Annotated in this window: 24 protein-coding genes; 9 read left to right on the top strand and 15 right to left on the bottom strand. The window is 63.9% G+C overall.

Annotation, left to right across the window (positions count from 1 at the left end; genetic code table 11):
• Positions 1-21 precede the first annotated feature (21 nt).
• From rsmG to ACSU1L_RS08300, 5 genes are all read left to right on the top strand, one after another.
• The gene (gene rsmG, locus ACSU1L_RS08320) at positions 22-648 is read left to right on the top strand and encodes a 16S rRNA (guanine(527)-N(7))-methyltransferase RsmG (protein ID WP_439255406.1); all 627 of its coding nucleotides are present in this window, start codon (positions 22-24) and stop codon (positions 646-648) included.
• A 719-nt stretch (positions 649-1,367) separates the two neighbouring features.
• The gene (locus ACSU1L_RS08315; RefSeq protein ID WP_439255405.1) at positions 1,368-2,291 is read left to right on the top strand and encodes a ParA family protein; all 924 of its coding nucleotides are present in this window, start codon (positions 1,368-1,370) and stop codon (positions 2,289-2,291) included.
• Complete coding sequence (locus ACSU1L_RS08310) at positions 2,291-3,268, top strand: ParB/RepB/Spo0J family partition protein (protein ID WP_439255404.1); 978 nt, start codon at positions 2,291-2,293, stop codon at positions 3,266-3,268. Before ACSU1L_RS08315 ends, ACSU1L_RS08310 begins: the two co-directional genes overlap by 1 nt.
• Before the next feature lie 68 nt (positions 3,269-3,336).
• Entirely contained in the window at positions 3,337-4,779 is a 1,443-nt protein-coding gene (locus ACSU1L_RS08305; RefSeq protein ID WP_439255403.1) for a sugar porter family MFS transporter, read from the top strand.
• Positions 4,780-4,788: 9 nt separating this feature from the next.
• Positions 4,789-5,124 (top strand): tryptophan synthase subunit alpha, encoded by a 336-nt coding sequence (locus ACSU1L_RS08300; RefSeq protein ID WP_439255402.1) that lies wholly within the window; start codon positions 4,789-4,791, stop codon positions 5,122-5,124.
• A gap of 83 nt (positions 5,125-5,207) precedes the next feature.
• Here the strand turns inward: ACSU1L_RS08300 and trxA are convergent, their stop codons facing one another.
• From trxA to ACSU1L_RS08280, 4 genes are all read right to left on the bottom strand, one after another.
• Positions 5,208-5,531, bottom strand: coding sequence for a thioredoxin (trxA, locus tag ACSU1L_RS08295; RefSeq protein WP_438252390.1), 324 nt, complete (start codon positions 5,529-5,531; stop codon positions 5,208-5,210).
• 60 nt (positions 5,532-5,591) lie between these two features.
• On the bottom strand, positions 5,592-6,563 hold the full coding sequence (gene trxB, locus ACSU1L_RS08290) for a thioredoxin-disulfide reductase (protein WP_439255401.1): 972 nt from the start codon (positions 6,561-6,563) through the stop codon (positions 5,592-5,594).
• Positions 6,564-6,701: 138 nt separating this feature from the next.
• Complete coding sequence (gene murJ / locus ACSU1L_RS08285) at positions 6,702-8,315, bottom strand: murein biosynthesis integral membrane protein MurJ (protein WP_438252388.1); 1,614 nt, start codon at positions 8,313-8,315, stop codon at positions 6,702-6,704.
• A complete protein-coding gene (locus tag ACSU1L_RS08280) occupies positions 8,308-10,464 on the bottom strand; it encodes a DUF6049 family protein (RefSeq protein WP_439255400.1) in 2,157 nt (718 codons plus the stop codon). The genes murJ and ACSU1L_RS08280 overlap by 8 nt, the downstream gene beginning before the upstream one ends.
• 106 nt (positions 10,465-10,570) lie before the next feature.
• Here ACSU1L_RS08280 and ACSU1L_RS08275 point away from each other — a divergent pair, with 106 nt between their 5' ends.
• The 4 genes from ACSU1L_RS08275 (at position 10,571) to ACSU1L_RS08260 (ending at position 14,097) form a co-directional block, all read left to right on the top strand.
• Positions 10,571-12,082 (top strand): class I SAM-dependent methyltransferase, encoded by a 1,512-nt coding sequence (locus ACSU1L_RS08275; RefSeq protein WP_439255399.1) that lies wholly within the window; start codon positions 10,571-10,573, stop codon positions 12,080-12,082.
• Positions 12,083-12,226: 144 nt separating this feature from the next.
• On the top strand, positions 12,227-12,451 hold the full coding sequence (locus ACSU1L_RS08270; RefSeq protein WP_439255398.1) for a type II toxin-antitoxin system VapC family toxin: 225 nt from the start codon (positions 12,227-12,229) through the stop codon (positions 12,449-12,451).
• 42 nt (positions 12,452-12,493) lie between these two features.
• Positions 12,494-13,546, top strand: a complete 1,053-nt coding sequence (locus ACSU1L_RS08265) for an LLM class flavin-dependent oxidoreductase (protein ID WP_439255397.1) — start codon at positions 12,494-12,496, stop codon at positions 13,544-13,546.
• A 44-nt stretch (positions 13,547-13,590) separates the two neighbouring features.
• Positions 13,591-14,097 (top strand): GNAT family N-acetyltransferase, encoded by a 507-nt coding sequence (locus ACSU1L_RS08260; RefSeq protein ID WP_439255396.1) that lies wholly within the window; start codon positions 13,591-13,593, stop codon positions 14,095-14,097.
• A gap of 125 nt (positions 14,098-14,222) precedes the next feature.
• Here the strand turns inward: ACSU1L_RS08260 and pilO are convergent, their stop codons facing one another.
• The 11 genes from pilO to ACSU1L_RS08205 form a co-directional block, all read right to left on the bottom strand.
• A complete protein-coding gene (gene pilO / locus ACSU1L_RS08255; RefSeq protein ID WP_438252382.1) occupies positions 14,223-14,786 on the bottom strand; it encodes a type 4a pilus biogenesis protein PilO in 564 nt (187 codons plus the stop codon).
• 4 nt (positions 14,787-14,790) lie between these two features.
• Positions 14,791-15,627: a hypothetical protein gene (locus ACSU1L_RS08250; RefSeq protein ID WP_439255395.1), complete on the bottom strand. Its 837-nt coding sequence runs from the start codon at positions 15,625-15,627 to the stop codon at positions 14,791-14,793.
• Positions 15,627-16,664 carry a type IV pilus assembly protein PilM gene (gene pilM / locus ACSU1L_RS08245; RefSeq protein ID WP_439255394.1) on the bottom strand — a complete coding sequence of 346 codons (1,038 nt, stop codon included), beginning with the start codon at positions 16,662-16,664 and terminating at the stop codon, positions 15,627-15,629. The genes ACSU1L_RS08250 and pilM overlap by 1 nt, the downstream gene beginning before the upstream one ends.
• Before the next feature lie 40 nt (positions 16,665-16,704).
• Positions 16,705-17,520: a prepilin peptidase gene (locus ACSU1L_RS08240; protein ID WP_439255393.1), complete on the bottom strand. Its 816-nt coding sequence runs from the start codon at positions 17,518-17,520 to the stop codon at positions 16,705-16,707.
• Complete coding sequence (locus ACSU1L_RS08235) at positions 17,517-19,085, bottom strand: hypothetical protein (RefSeq protein ID WP_439255392.1); 1,569 nt, start codon at positions 19,083-19,085, stop codon at positions 17,517-17,519. Before ACSU1L_RS08235 ends, ACSU1L_RS08240 begins: the two co-directional genes overlap by 4 nt.
• Positions 19,082-19,744, bottom strand: coding sequence for a PulJ/GspJ family protein (locus ACSU1L_RS08230; RefSeq protein WP_438252376.1), 663 nt, complete (start codon positions 19,742-19,744; stop codon positions 19,082-19,084). Before ACSU1L_RS08230 ends, ACSU1L_RS08235 begins: the two co-directional genes overlap by 4 nt.
• Positions 19,729-20,349, bottom strand: coding sequence for a type IV pilus modification PilV family protein (locus tag ACSU1L_RS08225; RefSeq protein WP_438252375.1), 621 nt, complete (start codon positions 20,347-20,349; stop codon positions 19,729-19,731). The genes ACSU1L_RS08230 and ACSU1L_RS08225 overlap by 16 nt, the downstream gene beginning before the upstream one ends.
• A gap of 94 nt (positions 20,350-20,443) precedes the next feature.
• Positions 20,444-20,905: a type IV pilin protein gene (locus ACSU1L_RS08220; protein WP_438252374.1), complete on the bottom strand. Its 462-nt coding sequence runs from the start codon at positions 20,903-20,905 to the stop codon at positions 20,444-20,446.
• Positions 20,906-21,125: 220 nt separating this feature from the next.
• Complete coding sequence (locus ACSU1L_RS08215; protein WP_439255391.1) at positions 21,126-22,367, bottom strand: type II secretion system F family protein; 1,242 nt, start codon at positions 22,365-22,367, stop codon at positions 21,126-21,128.
• Positions 22,368-22,369: 2 nt separating this feature from the next.
• The gene (locus ACSU1L_RS08210; RefSeq protein ID WP_439255390.1) at positions 22,370-24,148 is read right to left on the bottom strand and encodes a PilT/PilU family type 4a pilus ATPase; all 1,779 of its coding nucleotides are present in this window, start codon (positions 24,146-24,148) and stop codon (positions 22,370-22,372) included.
• 53 nt (positions 24,149-24,201) lie between these two features.
• Positions 24,202-26,301, bottom strand: coding sequence for a GspE/PulE family protein (locus tag ACSU1L_RS08205; protein ID WP_439255602.1), 2,100 nt, complete (start codon positions 26,299-26,301; stop codon positions 24,202-24,204).
• Positions 26,302-26,315 lie beyond the last annotated feature (14 nt).

Genomic DNA, 26,315 nt, shown 5'->3' with positions numbered 1-26,315 from the left:
GAAACATCAGGAAGGATGAACATGTCTACCCTTGAGGATGAGCCGGAAGTTGCGGCATCCCTTTTCGGTGATCGCATCAATATCGCACGTGCTTTCACGACGTCGCTTGCTGCACAGGGGGAAGAGCGCGGTCTTATCGGGCCGCTGGAGCTTCCTCGGCTGTGGACCCGTCACGTTCTGAACAGTGCGATTGCTGCACCGCTCGTGCACGGCTCTACCGCAGATATTGGTTCCGGAGCTGGGTTGCCCGGACTCGTGATCGCTATTGCCCGACCCGATGTGAAGCTCACGCTCATCGAACCGATGGAACGACGAGTCACCTGGCTCAATGAACAGGTGACGGAGTTGGGACTGGACAACGTTACTGTTCTGCGTGCTCGAGCAGAAGACGTGCGAACCTCGGAGAAGTTCGACGTTGTGACCGCGCGCGCGGTGAGCGCGCTGCGTACACTCATCCCATTCACTGCACCGCTGCTGCGGGATGGGGGAGAGCTCGCCCTTCTCAAGGGAAAGAACGCTGAGGCCGAGATAGACGCCGCCGCAAAGCAGATCAAGAAATTCAAGCTCAGCGATGTACGGGTCGAGGTTCTCGGCGAAGGCGTACTGGCGGAGACTACTCGCGTTGTTCGTGCGGTCGTTCGAGGCTGATCCCACCGAGGCGAACTCTGCGGTTTGGGTGACTCGGGGCGTGCTCCGGGATGCCGGTTCACTCGCAGAACGGGTACCCTCCCCGCAAGCGGGGACCCCTCCCGATGCTCGCTCATCCGGAATCCCTGCGCCCTTTCAGGGCGGACAGGGATAGCTACTTCATCTGTCACCCTTTTGGGGTGGTACAGGTGAGATTTTTCACGTGAAACACGGGCCGCCTGTCCTGAGTAGGGATCGCGCAGGACGCATGGTCGGGTACGTGCCGTTTCACGTGAAACATCCATCAATGTGACCGGTCGACGGCTGGGAGTAGTGGCCAATCCATTCCTCGCCGCGGAGACAACGTCACGTTTCTCAAAGATCCCCGTTTCACGTGAAACATTCCAAATATTCACCCGGGGGGACCGTGCGTCCCTACTGTGCCCGGTATCTAACGCAGTCGTAGAGCGAAGCGAGACGCCGCCACCCCCGATCCAATAGTTGCCGCGTCGAGTGTTCATGCGAATAATGCGAGGGCGCAGGGATGCCGTGCGAACGAGCATCGGGAGGGGTCCCCGCTCGCGGGGAGGGTGCCCGCTCTGCGAGAGAGTCGGCATCCCGGAGCCCGGAAGTACCCGCCAAAAGCCCTAAAATACCCGCCAAAAGCCCGGAAGTACACCCCGATTCAACCAACGTCTCACGTAGCGATTAGAGTAGAACGCGGTCCTCGAAAGGAGTGGATGTTTCACGTGAAACAGTCTGAAAAGGCAACGCCAAGCAGTACTTTTGGGGTCGATACACCACTGGCACGAGAACTTGCCGATCTGAGCGCCCGACGTCAGGCGTTGGAGACGACAGCGGTGGAGTTCTCTGGTGGCACCCGTGTTCTTACGGTGTCGAACCAGAAGGGTGGCGTCGGTAAGACTACGACTGCCGTGAACATCGGTTCTGCGCTGGCGAACCTCGGTGCGAAGGTCCTTGTCATTGACCTCGACCCGCAGGGCAATGCATCCACTGCACTGGGCGTACCGCACAATGCCGAGACCGCGAGTATCTACGACGTTCTGATCAACGACGTGCCGCTGGCTGATGTCGTGCAGCAGAGTCCCGAGTCCGAGAACCTGTTCTGTGCTCCGAGTACCATTCACCTCGCCGGTGCTGAGATCGAGCTCGTCTCGCAGGTTGCTCGAGAACACCGACTTCGCCGGTCGTTGGATCAGTACTTCACGTCGAACACCGTGGATTTTGTCATTATCGACTGCCCACCATCGCTCGGACTGCTCACAATCAACGCTTTTACCGCGGCATCCGAGGTATTCATCCCTATTCAGTGCGAGTATTACGCGCTAGAAGGCCTGAGTCAGCTGCTCGGCAGCATTCAGATGATCCAGAAGCACCTCAATCCTGAGCTGCATCTTTCGACGATCCTGCTGACGATGTACGACGGACGTACTCGCCTTGCCCAGCAGGTCGCGGACGAGGTGCGCACCCATTTCCCGACCCAGGTGCTGCGCACCGTGATCCCGCGCTCCGTCCGCGTGTCGGAGGCCCCAAGTTTCGGCCAGACGGTGATCGCATACGACGGTAGCTCCGCCGGTGCGATCGCATACCGCGAGGCTGCTGTCGAAATCGCGTCCCAGAAGACGCAGAGCAAGGAGAACTGATGGCCAAGCGCACTGGATTGGGCCGTGGAATCGGCGCACTCATCCCCACCGCAGATCAGACCGCACGCCCGGTCGATGTGTTCTTCCCGGGTGGTTCACTTCCGCCGGCAGCTGCAGGGGCAGTCGCCACGGTCAACACAACAGTCGTGGAAAACGCTGATCTCGCAGAAGTTCCTGGCATCCATCTGATCCAGGTCGACCCGAACAAGATTGTTCCGAACCCGCGCCAGCCGCGCACCCATTTCGACTCGAGTGATCTGGCCGAGCTGGTGCACAGCGTTCGTGAGTTCGGCGTGTTGCAGCCGGTGGTTGTGCGCAAGAACAGCGACGGCGATTTCGAGCTCATCATGGGGGAGCGGCGTACGCGCGCAGCGCGCGAGGCCGGCCTCGATGTCATTCCCGCGATCGTCCGTGAGACCGCCGATGAAGATCTCCTGCGCGATGCGCTTTTGGAGAACCTGCACCGTTCTGAACTGAATCCTCTGGAAGAGGCATCCGCGTATCAGCAGCTGCTCGAAGACTTCGGTATCACGCAGGAGCAGCTCGCTACCCGCATCGGGCGCTCCCGTCCACAGATCAGCAACACGATCCGTCTGCTGAAGCTCCCCGTTCCGGTGCAGCAGCGAGTGGCCGCAGGTGTGCTCACTGCGGGCCACGCGCGCGCTCTGCTCTCCCTTGATGACGCCGCTGCAATGCAGAAGCTTGCAGACAAGGTCGTGAACGAGGATCTCTCCGTACGTGCCACTGAGGAAGCCGCCAAGTCGGTCCCGTCTGCCGGTACAAAGACCCCGAAGCCCCAGCCCGGCGCGCGGCGCGCATATCTCGACGAGGTTTCCGGAAAGCTCGGTGATCGCCTGAACACGCGGGTGAAGATCACACTTGGTGCACGAAAAGGCCAGGTTGCGATCGAATTCGCATCGATCCAGGATCTGAATCGCATCCTTTCCGAACTGGGCGAGGACGGCTACGGATCCTGATCGACTGAATTCTTCCTCGCGTTCAAGCGTGCCTGACTCCTAGAGTGAGCACAGACGGGGGAGAGCACATGTCAGAGAAGAAGAGCACGGCCGGACGCCTCAGCGGACGGGTTGTCGGCATCAGCATCGCCGCAGCACTCGGTGGATTCCTGTTCGGGTTCGACACCGCGGTCATCAATGGGGCGGTGGATGCTCTCGCCGGAGCATTCAAGCTGGGCCCGGGTCTGCAGGGCTTTGCCGTTTCGTCGGCTCTGATCGGTTGCGCGATCGGTGCCTGGTTCGCCGGTAGCCTCGCTAACCGGCTGGGCCGGATTCCAGTCATGGTGATCGCCGCCATTTTGTTCCTGGCATCCGCTCTTGGTTCGGGCTTCGCCTTCGGTGTCATTGACCTGATCATCTGGCGGGTCATCGGCGGTCTCGGCGTCGGCGCGGCCTCTGTCATCGCACCGGCCTACATTGCCGAGGTATCGCCGGCGAAGGTCCGGGGGCGCCTGGGGTCGCTCCAACAGCTCGCCATCGTCACCGGTATCTTCACGGCGCTCCTCTCCAACGCGCTGCTGGCAAACATCGCAGGTTCCGCGGCTAACGTGCTGTGGCTGGGCATCGATGCGTGGCGATGGATGTTCATGATTGAGGCCATCCCTGCCATTGTTTACGGTGTGATGGCTCTGCGGCTGCCGGAATCTCCGCGTTTCCTGGTGGCACGCGGCGATATCGACAAGGCCTCGCAGGTGCTTTACGACTTCTCCGGCGAAACCGATGTGAATCTCAAGATCGAGGAGATTCGCAAGACGCTCAATGTCGAGCAGCGCGAGTCGCTCAAGGATCTGCGCGGTGACAAATTCGGGCTGAAACCCATCGTCTGGGTGGGCATTCTGCTGAGTGTGTTCCAGCAGTTCGTGGGCATCAACGTCATCTTCTACTATTCGACGACGCTCTGGCTGTCGGTCGGGTTCGATGAATCCAGTGCTCTGATGACGTCGGTGATCACGTCGATCACCAATATCGTCGTCACGATCATCGCGATCTTGCTGGTCGACAAGGTTGGTCGGCGCCCGATGCTTCTGACCGGATCGGTCGGCATGGCGGTCACCCTCGGGATGATGGCGGTGGCGTTCTCGTTCGGCACTCTGCAAGACGGAAACGTCGTACTTCCAGACCCGTGGTCGGTGATCGCCCTGATCTGCGCGAACGGTTTCGTGGTCTTCTTCGGTGCAACATGGGGTCCACTGGTCTGGGTTCTGTTGGGGGAGATGTTCCCGAACAACATCCGTGCCGGTGCACTTGCCGTTGCCGCCGCTGCGCAGTGGGTGGCGAACTTCTTCATCTCGACGACGTTCCCGGCGTTCGCCGAGATCGGACTCACCTTCGCGTACGGGTTCTACGCATTCTTCGCAATCGTGTCGTTCTTCTTCGTCTACTTCCAGGTGCCAGAGACCAAGGGACGCGAGTTGGAGACGATGACGGATGTCGTTAACCTGCCGCGCCGCGGGGGTCGTAAGCGCGCGTAGGCTGGATGCATGTCAGAAGCTGTTCCGCGCCGTGCCAGTCTCGAAGTTCTTCGAGCGGAGGCCGCTGACGAGCTCGCTGTGCTGATTCAGGAGCGCCTCCTCAACGGTGAAGACCCCTGGGATTTCATGGAGGAGCTGCCGAGCGTGGACGAGCTGGTGGTCTACCTGCTGCGCGCCGACAACATCATGGCCAACGACGGTGTGCGCCCGAATGCCGCCCGCAATTACCGAGTGATGCGCCAGATCGCTTTGGAGTATCCCGATCTCACAGAGGCCGTCTGGGGACTGCTCGACGAAGGCTCACGACACCGCAAGTGGGATACGACCGTCGCTGACGCATCCTGAGCCGCACCCCTCACCGAACCCAAAAAGCATCGGGCCCACGTCGACAAGACGCGGGCCCGATGCCGTTATAAAAGGGGAGAAACTCAGCCGATGAACGCGGCGAGATCCTTCTCGAGCGCGGGCTTCGGCTTCGCGCCGATGATGGTCGTCTTGACCTCGCCGCCCTGGAAGACCTTCATCGCCGGAATCGACGTGATCTGGTACTTCATAGCCAGCTCGGGGTTTTCGTCGACGTTGAGCTTGACGATCGTGATCTTGTCAGCGTTCTCGGCCTGGATCTGGTCGAGAACGGGCGCGACCATGCGACACGGTCCACACCATTCGGCCCAGAAGTCTACGAGCACAGGCCCCTCGGCCTGCATGACGTCCTGGTCCCAGGTGGCCTGGCTTGTTGCCTTGGCAGTCATCAGATTCTCCTTATTCGAGGTTCACCGACTGCAACAGCAGCGGTGTCGGTTGTGTTCCCGTCAGGCGATGATTCCCGCGGCCTGAGCCGCGGGAATCTCGACCGAAGCATCCTCGAGATCTGCGAGGAAGTGCTCCGCGTCGAGTGCTGCCACGGTTCCGGACCCGGCAGCAGTGATCGCCTGACGGTATGTCGGGTCGATCACGTCACCGGCGGCGAAGACGCCGGGTACAGACGTCTTCGAGGACCGGCCGTCGACCCAGATCGTGCCCTCGGGGGTGAGGTCGAGCTTGTCGTGGACGAGGTGCGTGCGCGGGTCGTTGCCGATCGCGACGAACAGGCCGTCGAGCGCGAGGTCCGAAACTGAGCCATCGACTGTCGAGCGCAGCTTCACACCGGAGACGGCAGCCTCGCCGACGACGTCGGTGACTTCGCTGTTCCAGATGAACTCGATCTTCTCATTCGCGAACGCGCGCTCCTGCATGATCTTGGAGGCGCGCAGGGTGTCCTTGCGGTGGATGACGTACACCTTCGAGGCAAAGCGGGTGAGGAACGTGGCCTCTTCCATCGCCGAGTCGCCGCCACCGACGACGGCGATGGTCTTCTCACGGAAGAAGAAGCCGTCGCAGGTCGCGCACCAGGAGACCCCGTAGCCGGACAGGCGCTCTTCGCCCTCGACGCCGAGTTTGCGATAGGCCGAGCCCGTCGCGTAGATCAGCGACTGCGTCTCATGCACTGCCCCGCTGCCGAGCGTGACGGTCTTCACCGGGCCGTCGAGATCGAGCGAGGTGACATCGTCGTAGACGACCTCGGTGCCGAACTTCTCGGCCTGCTCTTGGAACTTCGTCATGAGCTCCGGGCCCAGAATGCCCTCGGGGAAGCCGGGATAGTTCTCCACGTCGGTGGTGTTCATCAGTTCACCGCCGACCTCGACAGAACTGGCGATAAGCAGCGGCTCGAGATTCGCGCGGGCCGCATAGATGGCGGCGGTGAATCCGGCTGGGCCTGACCCGATGATGATGACCTTGCGCATGTGCTCTCTCTCTTCGCCTGGCAGGAGGTTCGACTGCTTCAACCAATGGTAACCGCGCGGCATTCCCGCAGGCGGAGCAGCAGAGGCAGCAGCCGGAGCAGCCGGGCAGCGGAAGGAGCAGCAGAAGCGCAGAAAACCTCAGCGGCCGGGGAGGAAACGCTTGAGCATCGTGCCGGCGACCGCGAGCTCGGGAGCGCGCATCACGGCGAGCAGTGCGATGTAGACGATCACGACGACCGCGCCGATGATGCAGGTGCCGATGGCGCCGAGCAACTGGCTCGACAGCGTCCAGCCGCCGATGCCCCCGAGCAGCAGGAACACTCCCCATCCGGCGAAGCCGGCGGGCACAGCGGCGAGGGCGAACCGGCCGAAGGCCAGGAGCCATGATCTGACCTGCAGACCACCGATCTTGCGGTGCAAGAGCCAGGTCGCGATGATTGTCTGGATCGTGCTGGCGACGGACTGGGTGAGCGCGATTGTGGCGGCGAGTCCAGTGATCTCGATCACGCCGGTGTTCAACAGCCAGAGTGCGACGAACGCGCCTCCCACGATGAGCACACACTGAAACAGCGTGAACCAAAACGGGGTGCGTGTGTCGTCGTAGGCATAGAAGGTGCGCTGCACGATGAACAGCACCATCAACGGAAGCAGTCCGACGAGGTAACAGAGCAGCACGATCGCGGCATCAATCGAGTTCGGCGCCGTATTGGTGAAGACACGGGACGCCGGAAGCGCTGCAGCCGCGACGGCGGCGACGGCCGCAAACATGAAGAAGCTGAGGGTGCGAATGCTGCGCCCGATGTCCGAGCGAACTTCATCGTGCCGGCCCGCAGCGGCGTGCTCGCTGATCTGCGTGAAGTAGGGGGTTCCGATCGATATCACGATGATCGAGTAGGGGAGCATGAAGACTAGCCACGCGTACTGCATTGTCGCAACAGAAGCGCCGTCCGCGGACGCAAGATAGGCGATTCTGTTCTGCACCGTTCCCGCGGTCAGGCTGGCTATGGCCATCAGGAAGGTCCAACCGGCGAGCTTGCCGACGTTGCCGAGGCCGACGCCACGCCAGCGGAAGTCTGGCCGCAGCGAAAGGCCGGTGCGTCGCCAGAACAGGAGAAGCACGACCGCCTGAATAACGATTCCCAGCGTGGCGGTGCCTCCGAGGCCCGCGATCATTGCCGGAGTCCAACCCTCGACGCTCGTCATCGTTTCACCGAACACAGCTCCGAGAACCAGGAAGCCGATGATCGACACGATGTTATTGACTACCGGAGCCCAGGTGAATGGTCCGAACACACGGCGAGCGTTGAGCGCCTCGCCCAGCAGGGCATAGAGACCGTAGAACAGGATCTGGGGGAGGCACCAGTATGCGAATGCCGTCGCCAATGCGTACTGGGCCGGCGTTGCATCTGCCGAGACCCAGATCAGCCAGGGGGCAGCTATGGTGGCCAGGCCCGTCACGACAACGAGCACCACAGTGCCGAGCGTGAAGAGCTTCGAGATAAAGGCGTTGCCACCGTCGGCCTGCGCGCTTGCTTTCACGATCTGCGGCACGATTACGGCGGTCAGAATGCCAACAGATATCAGCGAAAAAACACTGTTCGGCAGCTGATTAGCGATTCCAAACGCATCAGCGGCGCCTGAGCCGACCGAGCCGATCACTGTCACCAGCACAATGCTGCGCAGCAGCCCCGTGACACGCGAGACCATGGTGCCGGCGGCGATGACCGCACTCGCGCGCCCGAGACTACTCACCGGTCACCTGTTCCTCCGCAGCATCCGAACGTGAAGAAGCATCCGATGAATCGGCATCCCGCCGCCGGCGAATCACGGTCCGCACGATTCCGAGGATCAGCAGCACCCCGATGATTCCGCCGAGGATGCCGAGGCCGATGCCCTCCCATTCGGCGCGCACGGTGACTTTCGCGGTCTGGTCGGTGCCGATCGGCACGCCGGTGGGGGAGCTCAGACTGAAGCTCACTTCGAGCTCGCCGCTTCCGACGCGCGCTTCGACGGGAACCTTCACCCGCTCGTTGCTCGCCGGCTGCGCCACCACTTCGGTGAGCGGCTGCACGTCGAGACGGGCATCTGAGGGGAGCGAGGTGAGTCGCACGTTCACTCGCCAGGGAAGATCGTTGCGCACCCAGACGGGCAGCGGCGCCGCCGCCGTGAACAGCTGGACGGGGCTCGGCTGCTGAACGCTGACCGCATTCAGTGTGGTGCGGGTCTGTTCCTGGTGGGCGGTTGCGGCTTCGGCATACTCTTCGGATGCTCCGACACCGATCAGACGCAGAATCTGCAGGCGTTCGGGCGCGAGCATGACCTGAGGGTCGTCGAGTATTGAGGAGAACGCGGTGAGGTGGGTTTCCTCTGCGAGCATCTGGCCCAGGGCCGCGGCACGATCTGTCGAGGCGCCTCCGGCGAGGGTCACGGATGCCGGCGCTACAGCGCGCAGTTCGGAAAAGCTCAGGGGGGCGGCGATCGCGCTCAGTGACAGGATCGTCTCGCGCAGGGCGTCCGCAGGTCGACTCTCGTCGCGGTCGAGTCCGATCAGCAGGGGACTTCGCACATCGGTGAAGCTGAGCTCGGCGATTCCCTCCGCGACCTTGCGCTCGCGCGCTTCGGCATCCTCGGTGGTCGCGGCTTCGGAGAGGGCTTCAGAAGCGCGGGCATCCAGCACCAGCAGCCGGTGACCGTCGATCTCCACGGCAGCACTGGTGGGCGCGGAGACGGCGGTAGACGGGATGATCGTTGTCGCAGCGGTCGTCGCATCCGATTCGAGATAGCTTGCGAAAACCTCGATATCTGCGGTTCTGAGATCTCCCAGCGGCCAGAGGATGCCGGATTCAGCACCGTCGATCGCGATCAGCTCATCATCGGTCGGAATCTCGGGCGCGGCCGGTGTCGACGATGGTGTCGGAGTGGGCGTGGCCGTGCCCGTGCCCGGAGCGGCAGTGCTCGGAGTGGGCGAGGGGAGTTCGACGAAGTTTTTCTCGTCGATGTATGGCGAGAACGACAGCGGCGTCAGCAGCCCGGGTAGTCCCGATTGGGCTTGCACCGTGGCATCCGCATCGCCACTCTGTAGGGCGAAGCGCTCGTTGGGGAGCGTCTCTAGTCGCTCGAGCCAAGCGGTCGCCGTCTGCGGGGCTGCCGACCCGAGCACTCGGATAGCGGCGGGAATCAACGGATCGATCGCCAGGGCGGCCGGGGTGCCGGCAATGCCGTCCAGCTGGGCGGTGAGCGCGCCATCGGCGGCGGTGAGCGTGGTGAGTTCTTCTGCGGTCAGCAGGCCGCCGTCTGCGGGAGTGGCCGTGAGGGGGACGATGACCGACACCTGGGCGGTGCTGTCGGCGTTGACGATGAGGACGCTCGTGGCGGTGAGGTCGGCAGCATCCGTCTCTCCGGCGTTCTCGCTGTCAGCACTGTGCAGAGTGACCCGAAGCGGGTAGACGCCCTCGTCGAGCTCTCCCAGTGCCGCGGCTGGCGTGACGACCGACATCGTCGCTGACGCGGATGCTGCAACGACCGTGGAGCTTTCGCTGTTGACCGGAGCGAACGTGCCGGTGGAAGCGCCGGCATCAAGCCACGACGCCAGGGCTGCACTGTCGGTGATCGGTGTGCGGTTCAGTTCGACGGTGACGAGGCCGGCAGGGAAGTCCGTGTCGGTGTCATTGGTGATGGTGATGCTCGCCAGCAGCGGAGATCCGGGCTCGATCACGCCGTGCAATCCGGTGGAGAGTGAGATCTGCACCGCGTCGGAAATGACTTCGTCGATCGCGGCAGAGGCGGGGGAGACGGCGAGGAACTGCGGGGTGACGAGGAGTCCGGCCGCGAGTGAGAACGCGACGAAACCGCGTGCACAGCGCTGCGCGCGCACACGACTGCCGATTCGGGGGCTGATCAACGTCTCTGGTCTTCCTCGGGCGCCGTGGCGGCCAGCCCGTGAGTTGTGACCCTGCAATTCTAGGCGGGCGTCATCGGGGAAGCCTGAAGGCGCGTAAAGTGACGCCGTGTCTGTACCTCTCCCGCCCAAACCCGACCAGCCGCTGGTCGCCGCCCTCGCCGCCGACCTCACCGCGGCGGACTTCTTCTCTGAACCGCTGCGCCGGCTCTGGGGCGAAGAGGCCGACGACGCGCTCGGACGTGGCGTTCGCGAACCGGTGCTGCGCGCGATCGCGCGCGATGTGGGACCGTTGGCGACGCTTGGCCGGTTCTTCGTGCTCGGGATGCCGCAGCCGAGCGATCTTGTCGCCGCCGCGCTGCCGCGGCTGGGCCTTTCGGGCCTGGTGCGTCTGGGTTTTGTGACGATCGGTGATGATGCGGATGCCGTGCCCTCGGTGCTCGTGCGTCCGCAGTCGTTCGTCGACGCGGATGGCATTGGGGAGTGGTGGATCGCCAGCGACCTGGATGAGCTCGCGCTCGGCACGGAGTTGCCGGCTGATCACGTGCTGGGCGTGGGTGGAGCATCCCGCACGCTTGCCGAGCTCATCATGCCGATTCCGGTGGCTCGTGCGCTGGATCTGGGCACCGGATGCGGTATCCAGGCGCTGCTGGTCGCCCGGCACGCCGATGAGGTTGTTGCCACGGACATCTCGGCGCGGGCGCTCGCTTTCGCTGAGCTCAATGCCCTGTTGAACGGGGTTACGAACATCACGTTCCGGTCGGGCAGCATGTTTGAGCCCGTTGCTGGCGAGCAGTTCGATCTGATCGTCTCGAACCCGCCGTTCGTCATCACGCCGCGCGTAGATGGTGTGACCGCTTACGAGTACCGCGATGGCGGGCTGATCGGCGACGCGCTGGTGGAGCAATTCCTGCGGGCGGTGCCGGAGCACCTCGCCGTCGGCGGTGTCGCGCAGCTGCTGGGGAACTGGGAGTCGCGTGCAGCGATCGACCCGGGCCTCACCCGGCTTGAGTCCTGGATCGACCCGACGCTGGATGCCTGGGTCATCGAGCGGGAGGAGCTCACACCGCTCGGATACGCCGAACTGTGGATCCGCGACGGCGGCACCACGCCGCGCGATGGCGCTTTCGACCGGATGCTGACTGCCTGGCTGGACGATTTCACCGAGCGGCAGGTCACCGCGGTCGGGTTCGGATACATTCTGTTGCGCCGCCCGGCGTCGGCGGATGCCCCGCGCCTGCGCCGTTTCGAGAAGGTTTCACAACCGCTGTCGGGGACCGGTCGCGCGCTGCACAGCGGCCTTATCGCGCACGACTCCTTAGCCGACGGCATCCCGATGACACTGATCACGGCGCCCGATGTGACGGAGGCGCGGCACTTCATGCCCGGCAATGACGATCCGAGCGTGATCGAGCTCCGTCAGGGCGGTGGCTTCGGTCGCACGATCTCGGTCGACTCCGCGCTCGCCGGCTTTGTGGGCGCCTGCGACGGCGAGCTGCAAGTCACGCAGATCGTGGCGGCGCTGGCCGACCTGTTCGAGGTTCCGTTGGCAGACCTGTGGACGGATCTCGAGCCGCGCATCCGCCAGCTCGTGCTGGACGGATTCCTCGTCGCGGGGTGACTGGGGCGGCGCCGGGACTCCCGGGCCATCGGGACCTCCGGGCCCGCGGGCCCGCCGCGTTGGGAGGAGTTCGCACGCATGGGCGGAGTTTTCCGCACATCCTCACGGATAGCGCAGGCGAGTCGGCGCGAGACTTTGCTTCGGGTGCTCGATTCTCTCCCTGGATTCTGGAAGGACTTCGACGCTGCGGCATCCGATGGGTACGGCGAACTGACCGCCAGCACGACACAGGCGATGCGTGTCAAAGATGCTCTCATCGCCGGCCATGCGCAGAGCCTCGGAGTTCCCGTTTTCACCCGGGATGTCGGGTTCACGAGGTTCGCGTCCGTTGAGGTCAAGCTCATCGAGGGCGATGATGGTGCGGTCTGAGAAGAAGGAATGCCACCGGCATCCATTCGGTTGCATACGAGCATGAAGGCTTTCGGATTCCTCTCGTTCGGGCACTATGCCGACGTCCCCGGCTCGGGCACTCGCACGGCGGGAGACATGCTGCATCAGAGCATCGACCTCGCTGTCGGCGCCGATGAGCTCGGCGTCAACGGTGCCTATATGCGCGTGCACCACTTCGCCCGACAGGCCGCGTCGCCGATGCCGCTGCTGGCCGCGATGGCTGCGAAGACGGAGCGCATCGAGGTCGGCACCGGTGTCATCGACATGCGCTACGAGAATCCTCTGCAGTTCGCAGAGGAAGCGGCCGCGCTCGACCTGATCGCCCGGGGCCGCATTGCGCTTGGTGTGAGCCGCGGCTCACCCGAGACGGCGCTGCGTGGGTATGAAGCCTTCGGCTATGTCGGCAGCGAAGATCCCCGCGGTGCTGATCTCGCCCGGGACAAGTTCGATTTCTTCCTCGAGGCGATCGATGGTGGAGCCGTCGTACAGGGCGATCCGCAGCAGGTCGGTGAGGGGCGTTACCTGGCGATCGAACCGCAATCCCCGGCGCTGCGCGATCGCATCTGGTGGGGCTCGGGTTCGCGAGCGACCGCGGAAGAGACTGGGCGCCGGGGCCTGAACCTCATGAGTTCGACGCTGCTGACTGAGGCGACGGGAGCAGAGTTCCACGTGCTGCAGCGCGAGCAGATCGACCAATACCGCGCTGCGTACCAGGCCGCCGGCCACACTCGTACGCCGCGGGTATCAGTCAGCCGCAGCGTGTTCCCGCTGGTGTCCGACAAGGACCGCGCGTACTTCGGAATGCGCAATGCCGACAACGGCGACCAGATCGGCATCATCGACGGGTTCCGCTCGACGTTCGGCAAGACGTACGCGGCAGAACCGGATGCTCTGATCGCGCAGCTGCGCGCAGACGAAGCCGTCATGGCCGCTGACACGCTGATGCTCACCGTCCCGACGCAGTTGGGGGTCGACTACACCCTGCACGTGCTCGAATCCTTCGCGAAGTACGTCGCCCCCGAGCTGGGGTGGAAGCCCAACACTGAGGGACCGGTCGAGGGATACGCGATCTGAGGAGCCCTCATGAGTCCGGCAGTTCGTGTGACAGCATCAAGATCGTGACAAGCGCCCTGGGGAAGCCATCGATCCGTTCCTACTCGGAGACAGATGCCGCCGCAACGCTGGCTATCTTCATCGACGCAATCACCATCACTGCGGCGCTCGACTACTCCCCGGAACAGGTGCAGGCGTGGGCGCGGCCAGGGCAAAGAAACACCGTGAGCTGGAACCTGTCCATGTCCGGCAGAACCACCTTCGTTGCCACTGTGAACGACGAGGTTGCCGGGTTCTCCGACATCGATGAGCACGGCTACATCGACATGCTGTTCGTTGCACCCCGCCACCAGAGAAAGGGAATCGCCCGAGCGCTGCTCGCTGAGGCCGAACGACGAGTCCGCGAACACGGAGGAACATGCCTGACCGCTGATGTGAGTATCACTGCACGGCCGTTCTTCGAGAGCTCCGGCTTCTCGGTCGAGCAGGAGCAGCATCCTGTCAGGCAGGGAGTGAGCCTCGTGAACTTCCGAATGAGCAAGTCACTACCCTCGGTCGTCGTGTCAGGCTGACCCCGCCTCGATGGGCTGAACCCGCACGGATGGGCGGAAAACGCAGCGATGGGCGGAGCCTCAGCAACTGAAGCTCCGCCCATCCGTGCGATCTCCGCCCAACACTGCGGCGGGAACAGCAGCTATTACCGCGGCTTGAGCACCCAGGTGATCCCATTGAGGGTGAGCTGAGCATCATCCGGGCCGGTGTACTGGCTGTCGACGACGGTGATCAGGCGCTGCGAGCCCTGCACGTTACCGGCGAACTGCTCGAGCTGACCACGGTCGCCATATGCCGACAGGGTGACGTTGACCGCGATCAGCGTGCCGCTGGCCGTTGTACCGATCGGCACACCCTCCGGTGCCGCGTAAGCGTGAGGAGTGTCGAACGACAGGTTACTCATGGTCACGCCGGTCGATTCGGCCGCGGCGTTGATCTGGTCGATCAGGGCCTGCTGCGAACGGTTTGCGGGCACCTTCGTCTGCAGATGAGCCAGCTGTCCCCGGTACTCATCGATGCGCGCATGGTCTTCGGCGAGGGCGGCGTTCTTGCGCTCCTGCACGAGGTTGATCTGCTTGATCGATGCGGTCTGCGCATTAGCGGTGGAGATGCGGTCGAGCTGCGGCTGCACACCGACGAACCATCCCGCCATGAGGATGATCACGGCGAGCAGACCGATGGCGACCAGTGTCAAACGATATTTGGACATGTTGTTATTCCCCCGCGCCTGTCGCGTCTTCGGTCAGCTCGTCCGAGCCTGCCGCCTCGCCATCAGCGGGTGCGGCCGGAGCCACCTCGGGCAGTGCGACACTGGCCTCCAGTGCACTGTGCAGCGCGGCGAGCTGCTCCGCGTCGAGCTCTCCGACGCGTCCGGTCCCACCGAGAGCCGCAGCGTTCAGCTGCACGGAGCCCGTGATGACGTAGCCCTCGTCGTTCTGGCCGGAGACGGCCGAGACGGTGGCTGTGGAGTACCCCGTGAACGCCTGAAGTGCATTCAGCAGCGGCGTCGGCGAGTCGAAGACTTCGGCGGCAGCGGTGAAGCTGATCTCGATGACTCCGGCGTGGTCGAGGCCGGTCACGTCGAGCGCAGATGCACTGCTCGATGTCGTGGACACACCCTTGACAGTGATCACTTCTGAGGTGATCTCGACGCCCTCAGGCATCGCCATGTCGAGTTCGCGCATGAGCCGTGCCCAGTCTGTCTCGGAGTACAGCGCCGAGTATTCCGCTGTCTCGTAGTCGACGAGCAGCGCCTTGATTCCGGACACTTCGGAATACTGCTTCTGTTCGATGAGCAGCTGCGCCTTGCGCGCATTCTCGTCAGCCAGCGCACCCTCGGCGGCGTTGGCCAGGAACGAAACAGCCAGGGCACTAACCGCGGCGATCAGAGCGAGACCCACCAGACCCAGAGCGAGCAGTCTGGACGTCGCGTTCTCCTTGCGACGCACTCCGACGATCGGAGGCAGCAGGTCGACACGGGCGATGGTCGCGACGCTTGACTGCGCCGCGCGCCGCGGCTGTGCCGGAGCGGACTTTCCTAGTTTCTTCATCACTTCCCTCCCACGGTGACACCCAGCGGCGCCGCCAGTTCCAGTGCCCAGCGCTCAAGCCCCGACGCACGCAGCTTGCGGCTGACCGAGAACGACTCGAGCGGGTCGCCGTACGAGGTGGGCACGCCCAGCGCGCGGGTCAGCACGGGGGCGAGCCCGGTCAGGCGGCTTCCGCCACCGGTGAGCACGACATTCGAGATCGGCTTGGTCGGGTGCGCGTTGCTGTAGAACTTCAGGGTGTTCCGGATGCTGTCGATCAAAGCGGCCACGGTCTCTCGCAGCACGGTCTCCGCTTCGATATCGCGCGCGGTGGCGGCGCCACCCTGCAGACCACGGCTGATTTTGTCCTGCTCAGCTTCGGCGAAACTGATGCCGAGCGCCCGCTCGATGCTGCGAGTGACGTCGTCACCGCCGCTGGGCACCATACGCACGAATTCGGGCATCGCACCGTTGGAGATCACAACGGTCGTGCTGGCCGCGCCGACGTTGATGATCGCCTGGGTGCCGCTTCGGGCATCCGCCAGAGTGCGCAGCAGCGCGAAACCAGAGAAGTCGATCGCGTCGACGTAACGGCCGGCCTTCTCGATGGAGTTGACGGTCGCTTCCAGGCTGCTGCGCGCTGTCGCGACGAGCAGACCCTCCTGCTTCTGGTCGTGGTTGTCGGTGACCGAGCGCAGCGGCAGGAAGTCGAGGATGGCGTCGTCGAGGTCGATGGGCACCTGGCCTTCGACAGCGAATCGCAGGGCGGCCTTGCGACGGGCGCCGGCGATGTCCGGGAGGACGACCTCACGAACGACGACCTTGCGGTTGCTGATGCCGAACACGACCTTGTTGGTCGTGAAGCCGCCAGCTTTCCACAGGTCCTTGATCGCGGCGACACCGCGACGCTCATCGATGATCTCGCCATCGAAAATGGTGCCCTCCGGCACGTTGACGGCTGCAAACTTGCTCAGCTTGGGGCGCTCCGAATAAGGAGCGTCGACCTGCACGCCCCGCAGTCCGCGTCTGCTGAGGTCGAGCGCGACTACTCCTGCCATGTGTGTCCTCCGTAGTGTGTTGACGATGATTCCTGGCGGGTCATGACAGACCGACCAGAGAGAGGTAGAGCCCGGCTATCGCGGGGCCGGCGAAGATGCCGATCCACGATCCGCCGAGCATGAACGGCCCGAAGGGAAGACCGGATTTCCGGTCAGCTTTTCGGGCAAGCATGAGGGTGACACCGACGACGCCGCCGATGAGAAAGGCGCTGAAGCCGCCGATGATGAGCTGCGGCCAACCCAGCCAGCCCAGCAGCATCCCGAGGACGCCAGCGAGTTTCACATCGCCGCCGCCCATTCCGCCGCGGTATCCGACGGCGAGCAGCAGATATAGGCCACCGAGAGCCGCGAAACCGATCACGGCCGTGATCAGGCGGGGATAGTCGCCGGTGAGAACGGATGCCAGCACGAGAAGCGCTGCAGTGACGACATACGAGGGATAGGTGATGACGTTAGGGAGCAGCTGATGGTCAAGATCGATCAACGCCAGAGCGATCCCGGTGGCGGCCCAGAACAGCAGCACCGGCAGCACCGCGAAGGGATAGCATCCGGCGTACGCGCCCCACATGACGGCGGCGAAGGCTGCCGCCGTGGCAACTTCAACAGCGGGATAGCGTGCCGAGATTCCTGCCGAACAGTAGCGGCAACGTCCGCGGAGGATGAGGTAAGAGAGCACCGGGATGTTGTCGAACCAGGCGAGTGGATGCTCGCACCCGGGGCACGCGCTGCCGGGGCGCACGATGCTGACCCCGCGCGGTACACGCCACACGACGACGTTGAGGAAGGAGCCGATCAGCCCGCCGAACAGTGCGGCGAAGGTGACGGCAAACCACGCCGGAATCAAAGCCTCGGTCATCCGATCTCCTTGTAACCGCCGAGGGTCGAGCCCGAGGTGATGGCCGGAGCGTTCCACTTCTGGGCGGAGGAGCCGTTGCAGGTGAGTAGGCGGATGTGTGACCAGGCGTAGCCGGGTTCGGGAACCGCGGCCAGGCAGAGCGCAGGGTTGTCGGCGAGTTGGAACGTGTAGCTGGTGAGCGTGGAGCCGGTGTCAGCATTGCGGATGAACTTCTGCGCGTGCGACAGCGATGCGACGTTATCGGGCTGATTGCACGTGGTGAAGTGGACGTCGGTGTTTCCGGAGCCGGTCGGACGCGCCGTCAGGCAGTACGTGACGTTGCCCGGTGCGATGACCGACAGTGACTGTGGCGCTGACGTTGCGGCGCCGACCGGCTCGTCGTAGAACCACTTGTGGTTCCACAGCATGTTGTCGCCGGTTCCGGTCGGGTCCTGCTTGCACGGGTACACGATCATGAAGTTTTTCGAGATCACCGCATCCGTGACGTCCATGCAGCGGCCGAACTCGCTGAAGTTCACGATCTGGTGGGTGCCGTGGCTGGCACCGCCGGCACCGACGCTGGGCGTCGGATTGAAGACGCCGGTTTTGGTTGTGTTCTCCACGAGAGTCGTGCCGTTGAGTCCGAGCCAGCGTTGGCTGCGGTCGTCGTTGTCGCGGTTCTGCCCGACCCAGGAGCCGGGGAAGTCCCAGCTCCACAGCTGGTTGCCATAGGCGTCATCGTTCGTTGCCGCACACGAGCGCAGAGTGGCATCCACGGCGCTGTTGTTGGTTCCGGTGGGGGTGGGCACCCACTCCTGGCCGGTGACGCACAGCACGGTGGGCGCTCCGATCGTGCTGGCAAGCTTCAGGCGATAGTCGGTGTCGTACACCCACATGTTGACCTGGTCGTCATTGCATTCCGCGACAGGAACCATGGCAACGCTGCTGCCCTCGGTTGCCGTTGCGGCTTTCAGGCAACTGGCGGTGTCGGTGCTGTGGATGAGCCCGCCCGGGATGTTCACGTTGGTGGTGGTGAATCCGTAGAGGGCGGTGATGGTGCGGTCACCGACAGATTCTGCCAGTCCGCCGACCGCAGAGTCGGCGCCCGCAGAGACCATGCGCACGAACTTCGGCTGTGCGCCAGGGTCGTCTGTGAGCGGGAAGGGCATCGCATTGGTGGCGAGCCAGGCATCGCTCTGCCCGGTGGGGTCTTGCTCGAAGTACTGCAGTTCCACGGTGTAGCTGAGCGTGCCGTCGCCGTCGCCATCAACTGTGCCGGTAAGGCTCTGGGGAAGCTTGGTCGGGTCGCCGTAGGTGATTGCCGACGCACCGACACCGACGGTCTTCGTGTTCGAGCGCAGTACCGAGAGTGCCGATTGGATGCCGGACTGTGCAGCGTAGCCGGTGCGGGTGTTCTTCTGCGCGACCTGAGCGGACTGCGCCTGCGAGAGCAGCACGCTTAGCAGAACCAGCATCACACCGCCGGCGAAGACGGTGAACAGCACACTCATGAGTAGGGCGGAACCTGACTCGCGGGTGGCGCGATTGCGCACCGGGCCCATGATCATCTGTGCCAGTCGGATCATGAGCGGTAGTCCGTTCCTGCGCAGACGGGGGTCATACTCTGACCTGCCGCGCCGATCGCGTTGGAGGTCGAGTCGACGGTGCTGTTCTTCGCGTAGATGGTCGCCGAGGTCTCGGTTCCGGCGGCTTCGGAAAGACCGGCGAGCGTGTGAACGGTGAGTCCCTGATAGTGGGTGGTGGTACCGCCATCTGCGGCGATGGTGCGGAATGGGTAGACGTTGGTGGATTCGCCGCGGATGTCGCTGACCAGAACGTTCCAGGTGCCCGTCGACGGGGCGCTGGCAGCATCCCAGCTGCGCATCGCGAGTTTGCCGTCGCCTGCGGTGTAGCGCAGCTGCGTGCAGGTGTCGACGCCGGTCGACGTCGATGCGGCATCGGTACGCCATTCCACGTAGGAGGCGCCAGCGTTGCTGCCGGGGTAATTGATGGAGTCGGCATAGCGCACCGAGCGCTCGATGCGCTGCATGGCGATACCGACAGAGCTCGAGGTCTGTGCGTCGACGCGTGCCTGGGTGGATGCTCGAGACACCGAGACGACTCCGGCGAGGAACACCGCCAGGAACACCGAGAAGACGGCCATGGCGACGATCAGCTCGATGAGCGTATAGCCCTGCTCGTCTCGCCGGTCGAGTCGGCGCGGTGCGGTCAGTCGGTTCGCCATGTGAGGTCGCCCTTCGTGTCGAACAGCCCGGTGGTCGTGTAGCGGCAGGTGTCGCCGCCGTCGCACTTGCCGGCATAGGTCACGACGACGACGGCGCGAATGAGCTGGCTCATGTCTGCGGCAAGAGGAGAAGTGGGGCCCGGGTCTTGGTCGGCGCCGGGCAGAGGAGTGCAGAGGCCGCCGGTGGGCAGCTGATAGCAGGTGCCGATCAGTACGACCGAGTCGTAGTCCGACCCGCTGCGGGTGATCGTCTGCTCGATCTCGATCGCTGTGGTGGGAGATGCTGTGGCAGACCAGGCGGGATAGGTTTCGGCGATGCCGGGAACGCCGGATGCGGCGTTCCATGCGGCGGCGACGGATGCTTCGGAGCGTCCTGCGACGAGGCTGCTGAGCTGCGCGCTGGATGTCGTCATACGCACCACCTGGTCCATGCGCTCGGTGGCGACGGAGACGGCAGCCTGGGTGCGCTGTTGCTGGGTGGACAGGTGCAGGCCGCGGATGGTGAAGGCGCCGACCGCGACAGCGACGGTCATCAGCAGGCTGATGGCGATGATCACCTCAATGAGGGTGAATCCTTCTTCACGCTGTGATGTGCGGGGGCGCATCAGCATGCTCCTTCGGTGTTTCGGGGGCCTGACGGTTTTGTGCCTGCACGGAGAACCGTGCAGGCACAAAACGCGGTGAATCAGCTTGCGCGGATTACGGGGTGGGCGTGCCCGCGTCCCAGTTGCCCGAGCCGGTTTCGCTCGTGTACACGTACGGGGCGCCGTCGAGGTTCTCGTTGTTGCCCTCGATCGAGTAGCTCTGGTCGCCGTTGATCGTGATCGTGACGTAGTTGCCATCGGAGATCGTGCCCTTGGCAAATTCATCGGTGCCGTCGGAGAGCGTGAAGGTCGAGTCGCCAACCGCGCCGCCGGTCTGCGACACAAGGTTGAGGCTCCCGTTGTTGGCGGTGGCGGCCTGCTCGACGGCCAGCGCAGCGTTGGTGATGTCACTCTCAACCGATGCCTTCCATGCGCCCTGACGCATGTTCAGGAAAACCGGGATGGCGACAGCGGCCAGGATGCCGATGATGATGACGACGACGAGGAGCTCGATCAGGGTGAAGCCCTTTTCGCCGTTCTGGCGCTTGGCCATGACGTCTGCAACACGCTTGTTCATGTGTGTTCCTTTTCAAGAAATAGTTCGGGGGATTGTCGACGTGTGTTTAGTCGGCAGCCTTGAAGCTAGCAATTCTTCACGCATTCAGGCAACAAATGTCATTCCGGGCGTGTCATAAAAATCCCAGGTCAGATCAGATTTTTCTGGGTCGATCAATCAAAGTGTGGCGCATATTGTGAAATAGCCACACTTTTACTGAAACAAATTGAATTCGAGAGATCTATAGCGACTGAATATCCTGGAAGATCATGAACATCGGCATGTAGAGTGCGACGATCATGAAGCCGAGCAGCCCACCCATGAGCACGATCATGAGCGGCTCGATCATGGCGGTCAGCTGCGAGCTCATCGTCTCGACCTCGTCGTCATAGAAATCGCCCGTCTTCGCGAGCATCGTGTCGATCTCGCCGGACTCCTCACCGATGCCGACCATCTGCACGAGCATGTCGGGGAAGACCTCGGCCTCGGCCATCGCCTCGGCGATCGGACGACCCTGGCGAACGGCATCCTGCACGCTGATGAGCGCCGCATTGATGACGTAGTTGTCAGACGTCGCGCCCACGATCGACAGCGACTGAAGGATGGGCACGCCCGAGGTGAGCATCGTGGAGAAGTTGCGGGCGAAGCGGGTCAGCGCGATCAGCTTGTTGAGCTTGCCGAAGACCGGAAGCTTCAACTTGATCGGATCGACCACACGGCGCACGGCCTCGGTGTTCTTGCTGCGGCCCCACCAGATGCTGAACGCGATGATCGACACGATGAGGATCGGCGCGACGATGGGCATCGCCTCCGATAGGTCGACGAGTACCTGGGTCGGGCCGGGGAGGGCGCTGCCGAGGTCGGCGAACATGCTCTCGAACACCGGCACGATGAAGATCAGCATCGCGGCGACCGCAACCAGGGCGACGATGAGCACCACGACCGGGTAGGTCATGGCCGACTTCACTTTGCCGCGCAGTTTGGTCTCGGCCTCGAAGTTGTCAGCGACCATCAGCAGTGAGCGATCGAGGAATCCGCCCGCTTCACCGGCGCGGATCAGGTGCACCATGATCGGCGGGATGATCAGCGGGAACTTCTCGAGCGACACGGACAGGGCAGAGCCGCCCTCGACGTCAGTGGTGACCTCGACGAGGGTGCGCTTGAGCTTGGGGTTCTCCACCTGATCGGTGACGATCGACAATGCACGAAGAATCGAGACACCGGCGTTGACCATCGTGGCCATCTGCCGGGTGAGGACGGCGAGGTCCTTGAGCGAGGGGTTGCGCTCCAGGCCCGGAATGTTGATCTCACGCTGCAGGCCGGTGCCGCCGCCCTTGGCCACGAGCTTGTCGGGAATGATGCTCTGCGCCTTGAGCTGCTGGATCGCCTGGCCCTCGGAGGGGGCATCCAGAACACCCTTGACGGTTTTGCCGCCGGCGTCGATGCCTTTGTAGGTCCACTGCTGGGTTTTGGTAGCAGCCATTTTCAGTTCGCTCCGCTCCGGCCGCCCACCGACTGGCGGGTGCCCTCAGGTGTCATGTCGACGTTCGCTGCCCGGCTGATGCCACGGTTGCGCACGAGCTGTTCGAACTCGGCGACATCCTGCGCGATCTCAACAGCGACGCCGTACTCGATGTCGCCGGCGAGCACGAGACGCGCGAGGTCCTGATCGAGGGTGTGCATGCCGATATCGGTTCCGGCCTGCAGCGCGGTGCGCAGCTGGTGCGTCTTCCCCGCGCGGATCAGCGCCTGGATCGCAGGGTTCACGAACATCACTTCGGTGGCTACGGCGCGGCCCTTGCCACTGGCTCGGGGGATCAGGGTTTGCACGATGACAGCGCGCAGGGTCGCGGCGAGCTGGGTGCGCACCTGCGCCTGCTGGTGCGCCGGATAGACGTCGATGATGCGGTCGATGGTCTGTCCGGCATCCTGCGTGTGCAGTGTGGCGAACACGAGGTGACCGGTCTCGGCTGCGGTGAGGGCCGTCGAGATGGTCTCGAGGTCGCGCATCTCACCGACCAGGATGATGTCAGGGTCCTGACGCAGCGCGTGCTTGAGAGCGTCGGAGAAGCTGTGGGTATCAGCGCCGACCTCGCGCTGATTGATGATCCCGCGCTTGTGGTTGTGCATGAACTCGATCGGGTCCTCGACCGTGATGATGTGCGAGGCGCGGCTGGAGTTCGCCTTGTCGATGATCGCGGCGAGCGTCGTGGACTTTCCAGAACCGGTCGGTCCGCACACGAGGACCAGGCCACGGGGCAGGTTGGCCAGTTCGACGAGTTCGCGCGGAAGACCGAGCTTCGTCACGGACTTGATCTCGGTCGGGATGATTCGAAGCGCCGCGCCCAAACCCCGCTGGTCCTGGAAGATGTTGACGCGAAAACGCGCGATGTCACCGACGGAGTAGGCGAGGTCGAGTTCGAGTTCCTTCTTGAAGACGCGCATCTGCTCGGCGGGAACGAAGCCGTCGATCACACGCGCGATGCGGTCGCGGTCCCAGATCGACGTCTCGGCAACCGACTTCAGCTGCCCGTCGATGCGCACGACCGGGGTGGACTCGGCGACGAGGTGAAGGTCAGAAGCGCCCAGGTCGAGAACAGCGGCGACGGATGCCACGAACTCCGGATCGACCTCCGGGTTCTGCCCGATCAGCACCGCTTCGATCTCGTCGAAACGGCTGGCAATCGGCGGCTTCGACATCGTCTGCTCGGTGAAATCCGGAAGCGACGCGTCGTGTGCGGTCGGGAAGTGCGCCGGGGCGGCGAAAGCGGAAGGGGTGCTGAAATCAGACATCGACGTGTCGAGAATCTGGGTGACGGCCGCCGGCTCGGGCGCGCGCTGCGGCTGCTGCATCGGCGGCATCGTCGGCAGCGCAACGGTGAGGTCCTGAGGAATGAATGCTGCGGGCGCTGCGGCCGCGGCAGGCGCAGGCTGAGAGCGACGCCGGATCGGAGCATCGTCGGCGTACATCGGTGCCGGGTCGAACGCGCGCTGCTGAACCTGTTGGGGCTGAACCGGCTGCGAGTAAACGGGCTGCTGCTGAACGGGCTGGGGCTGAGTGCGCTGCAAGGGCTGCACGGGCGCGGGCTGCACGGGCTCGGGCTGCACCTGAATGGGCTGCACCGGCGGCGTCATAGCGGGCAGCGTCACACCGGGGACGCCGTTGAGGAACGAGCGCAGCTCGGAGTCGACCTCGGACCCGCCCAGCAGTGCGTCGAATCGGGAGCCGCCCAAATCAGACGCGAACTCATTGTCGTTCGCCACTAGTGCTGCCTTTCGTATGTGGAACTGTGTGCTTATCTACGCCGGGAAGGCGATCACACGGTGACTCGGAGAATTTCCTCGATGGCGGTGTGGCCGAGTAGCACCTTTGCCCAGCCATCCATCCGGAGCCGGACCATGCCGTTCGCCTCGGCGTACTCGGCGATTTCTGCGGTGGGAGCGTTGGCGACCGCCATCCGCTCGATCTCCTCATCGACGGCCATGACCTCGTGCAGGGCGATACGACCGCGATATCCGGTGTTCGAGCACTGCGAGCATCCATTGGGCCGATAGACCGTCGGCGCACCCTGCATCGGGTCGATGGGCACGTTGAGAACGCGAAGCTCCATCTCGGTCGCTTCGGATTCGATCTTGCAGCGCTCGCAGAGACGGCGAGCGAGTCGCTGCGCGACCACCGAGTCGAGGGCGGAACCGACGAGGAACGGCTCGACGCCCATCTCGATGAGACGGGTCACCGAGCTCGGAGCGTCGTTGGTGTGCAGGGTCGAGAGCACGAGGTGACCGGTCAGGGACGACTCGATCGCGATCTTCGCCGTCTCCTCGTCACGGATCTCACCGAGGAGGATCACATCGGGGTCGGATCGCAGGATCGAGCGCAGCGCCGAGGCGAACGTGAGGCCGGCACGATTGTTGACCTGCACCTGATTGATCCCGGGCATCCGATACTCGACCGGATCCTCGACGGTGATCACGTTCACCGTGGGCTTGGCGATGGTCGCGAGTGTTGTGTAGAGCGTGGTCGATTTTCCGGAACCCGTCGGACCTGTGACGAGCATCATTCCGTAGGGCTTGGAGAAGCTCTTGCGGTAGATGTCCATGTTGCGATCGAGCATGCCGAGGTCGGAGAGCTTGAGGCTGGCGACCGGTGAGTCGAGCACACGTGCGACGATCTTCTCGCCCCACACCGTCGGCAGCGTCGCGACGCGGAGGTCGACAGTTCGACCACCGTGCGTGATCGAGATGCGACCGTCCTGCGGCTTGCGACGCTCACCGATGTCGAGGTCGGACATGACCTTGATGCGGCTGATGACGCCGGGGATCATCGAGCGCGGCACACGCTGCACTTCGGTGAGCACACCGTCGATGCGGTAGCGAACGCGCAGCTCTTCGCGACCGGGTTCGATGTGGATATCCGAAGCGCGGTCCATGATCGCCTGGCTGATGATGAGGTTGACGAAGCGGATGATGGGGGCTTCGTCGTCGGCCGCGGCATCGGCGACGTCCTGTGTCCACTTCTCCGTTTCACCGGCGGCTTCGCCTTCGAACGCGGAGGTGAGCTCTTCCAGCTCGGAGTCGACGCGGTGGTAGCGGTCGATGGCCGCGAGAATCGCGTCGCGCTCGGCGACGACGGGAACCACCGGCATTCGAACAACGGCTGCGACGTCATCCAGCACGACGACATTCTCGGGATCGGCCACGGCGACGACGAGTCGTTCACCGACCCGCGAGATGGGCAGCACGATCTGGCGGCGGCACATCTGATCGGGGATCAGGTCGACGACGGTCGGCTCGACAGTGAACTCGGTCAGGTCGACATATGCGAGGCCGAGGCGTTCGGCCAGCGCTATGGCGAGCTCGCGCGGAGTCTCGGGCTCAGCCTCGGGTGCGGGTGCGGGTGCGGGTGCGGGTGCGGGTGCGGGTGCGGGTGCGGGTGCGACAGTCGGCGGTTCGGAAACGGCGGGGGCCCCGGGGGTGGTGGGGGCCGGGTGAACAATCGGTGCAACGACGGCGGGTGCAACGGCTGCCGGCGCAACGACGGCTGGGGCAACGGGCTCGGATACGGCTCGGGCATCGAGAGACGCCACCGACTCGGCGCGACGACGAGCGCGTCGAGATGTCGGCTCCGGTGCGGGGGTACCGGTCTGATGCGCGGAGAGGTGCTGGTTCGCCGACCTCGGTTCCACGGCGGGGGAGCGCGGAACCGAGGCCGAGGTGTGTGCCGGAGAAGTGTGGGCTGTCTGCGCGTTCTGCGCGTCGCCGGTGAGCAGCGACTTCCAGATCAGGTCACGTGTCGTGGGCGCGCCGTCGGGGTTGACGGCAGCTGTGTCGGGGTACGACGGCGGAGCATCCAGTCCTGAGGATCGCGCATAGTGCGCTCCCTCAGCGGGTGCCTCCGATCGTTCCCGACGGAACATCGCCACGAATCTCT

Source organism: Microbacterium sp. A94, assembly GCF_051842855.1.
Classification (GTDB): Bacteria; Actinomycetota; Actinomycetes; order Actinomycetales; family Microbacteriaceae; genus Microbacterium.
This window is presented reverse-complemented; position numbering and strand designations above follow the sequence as displayed.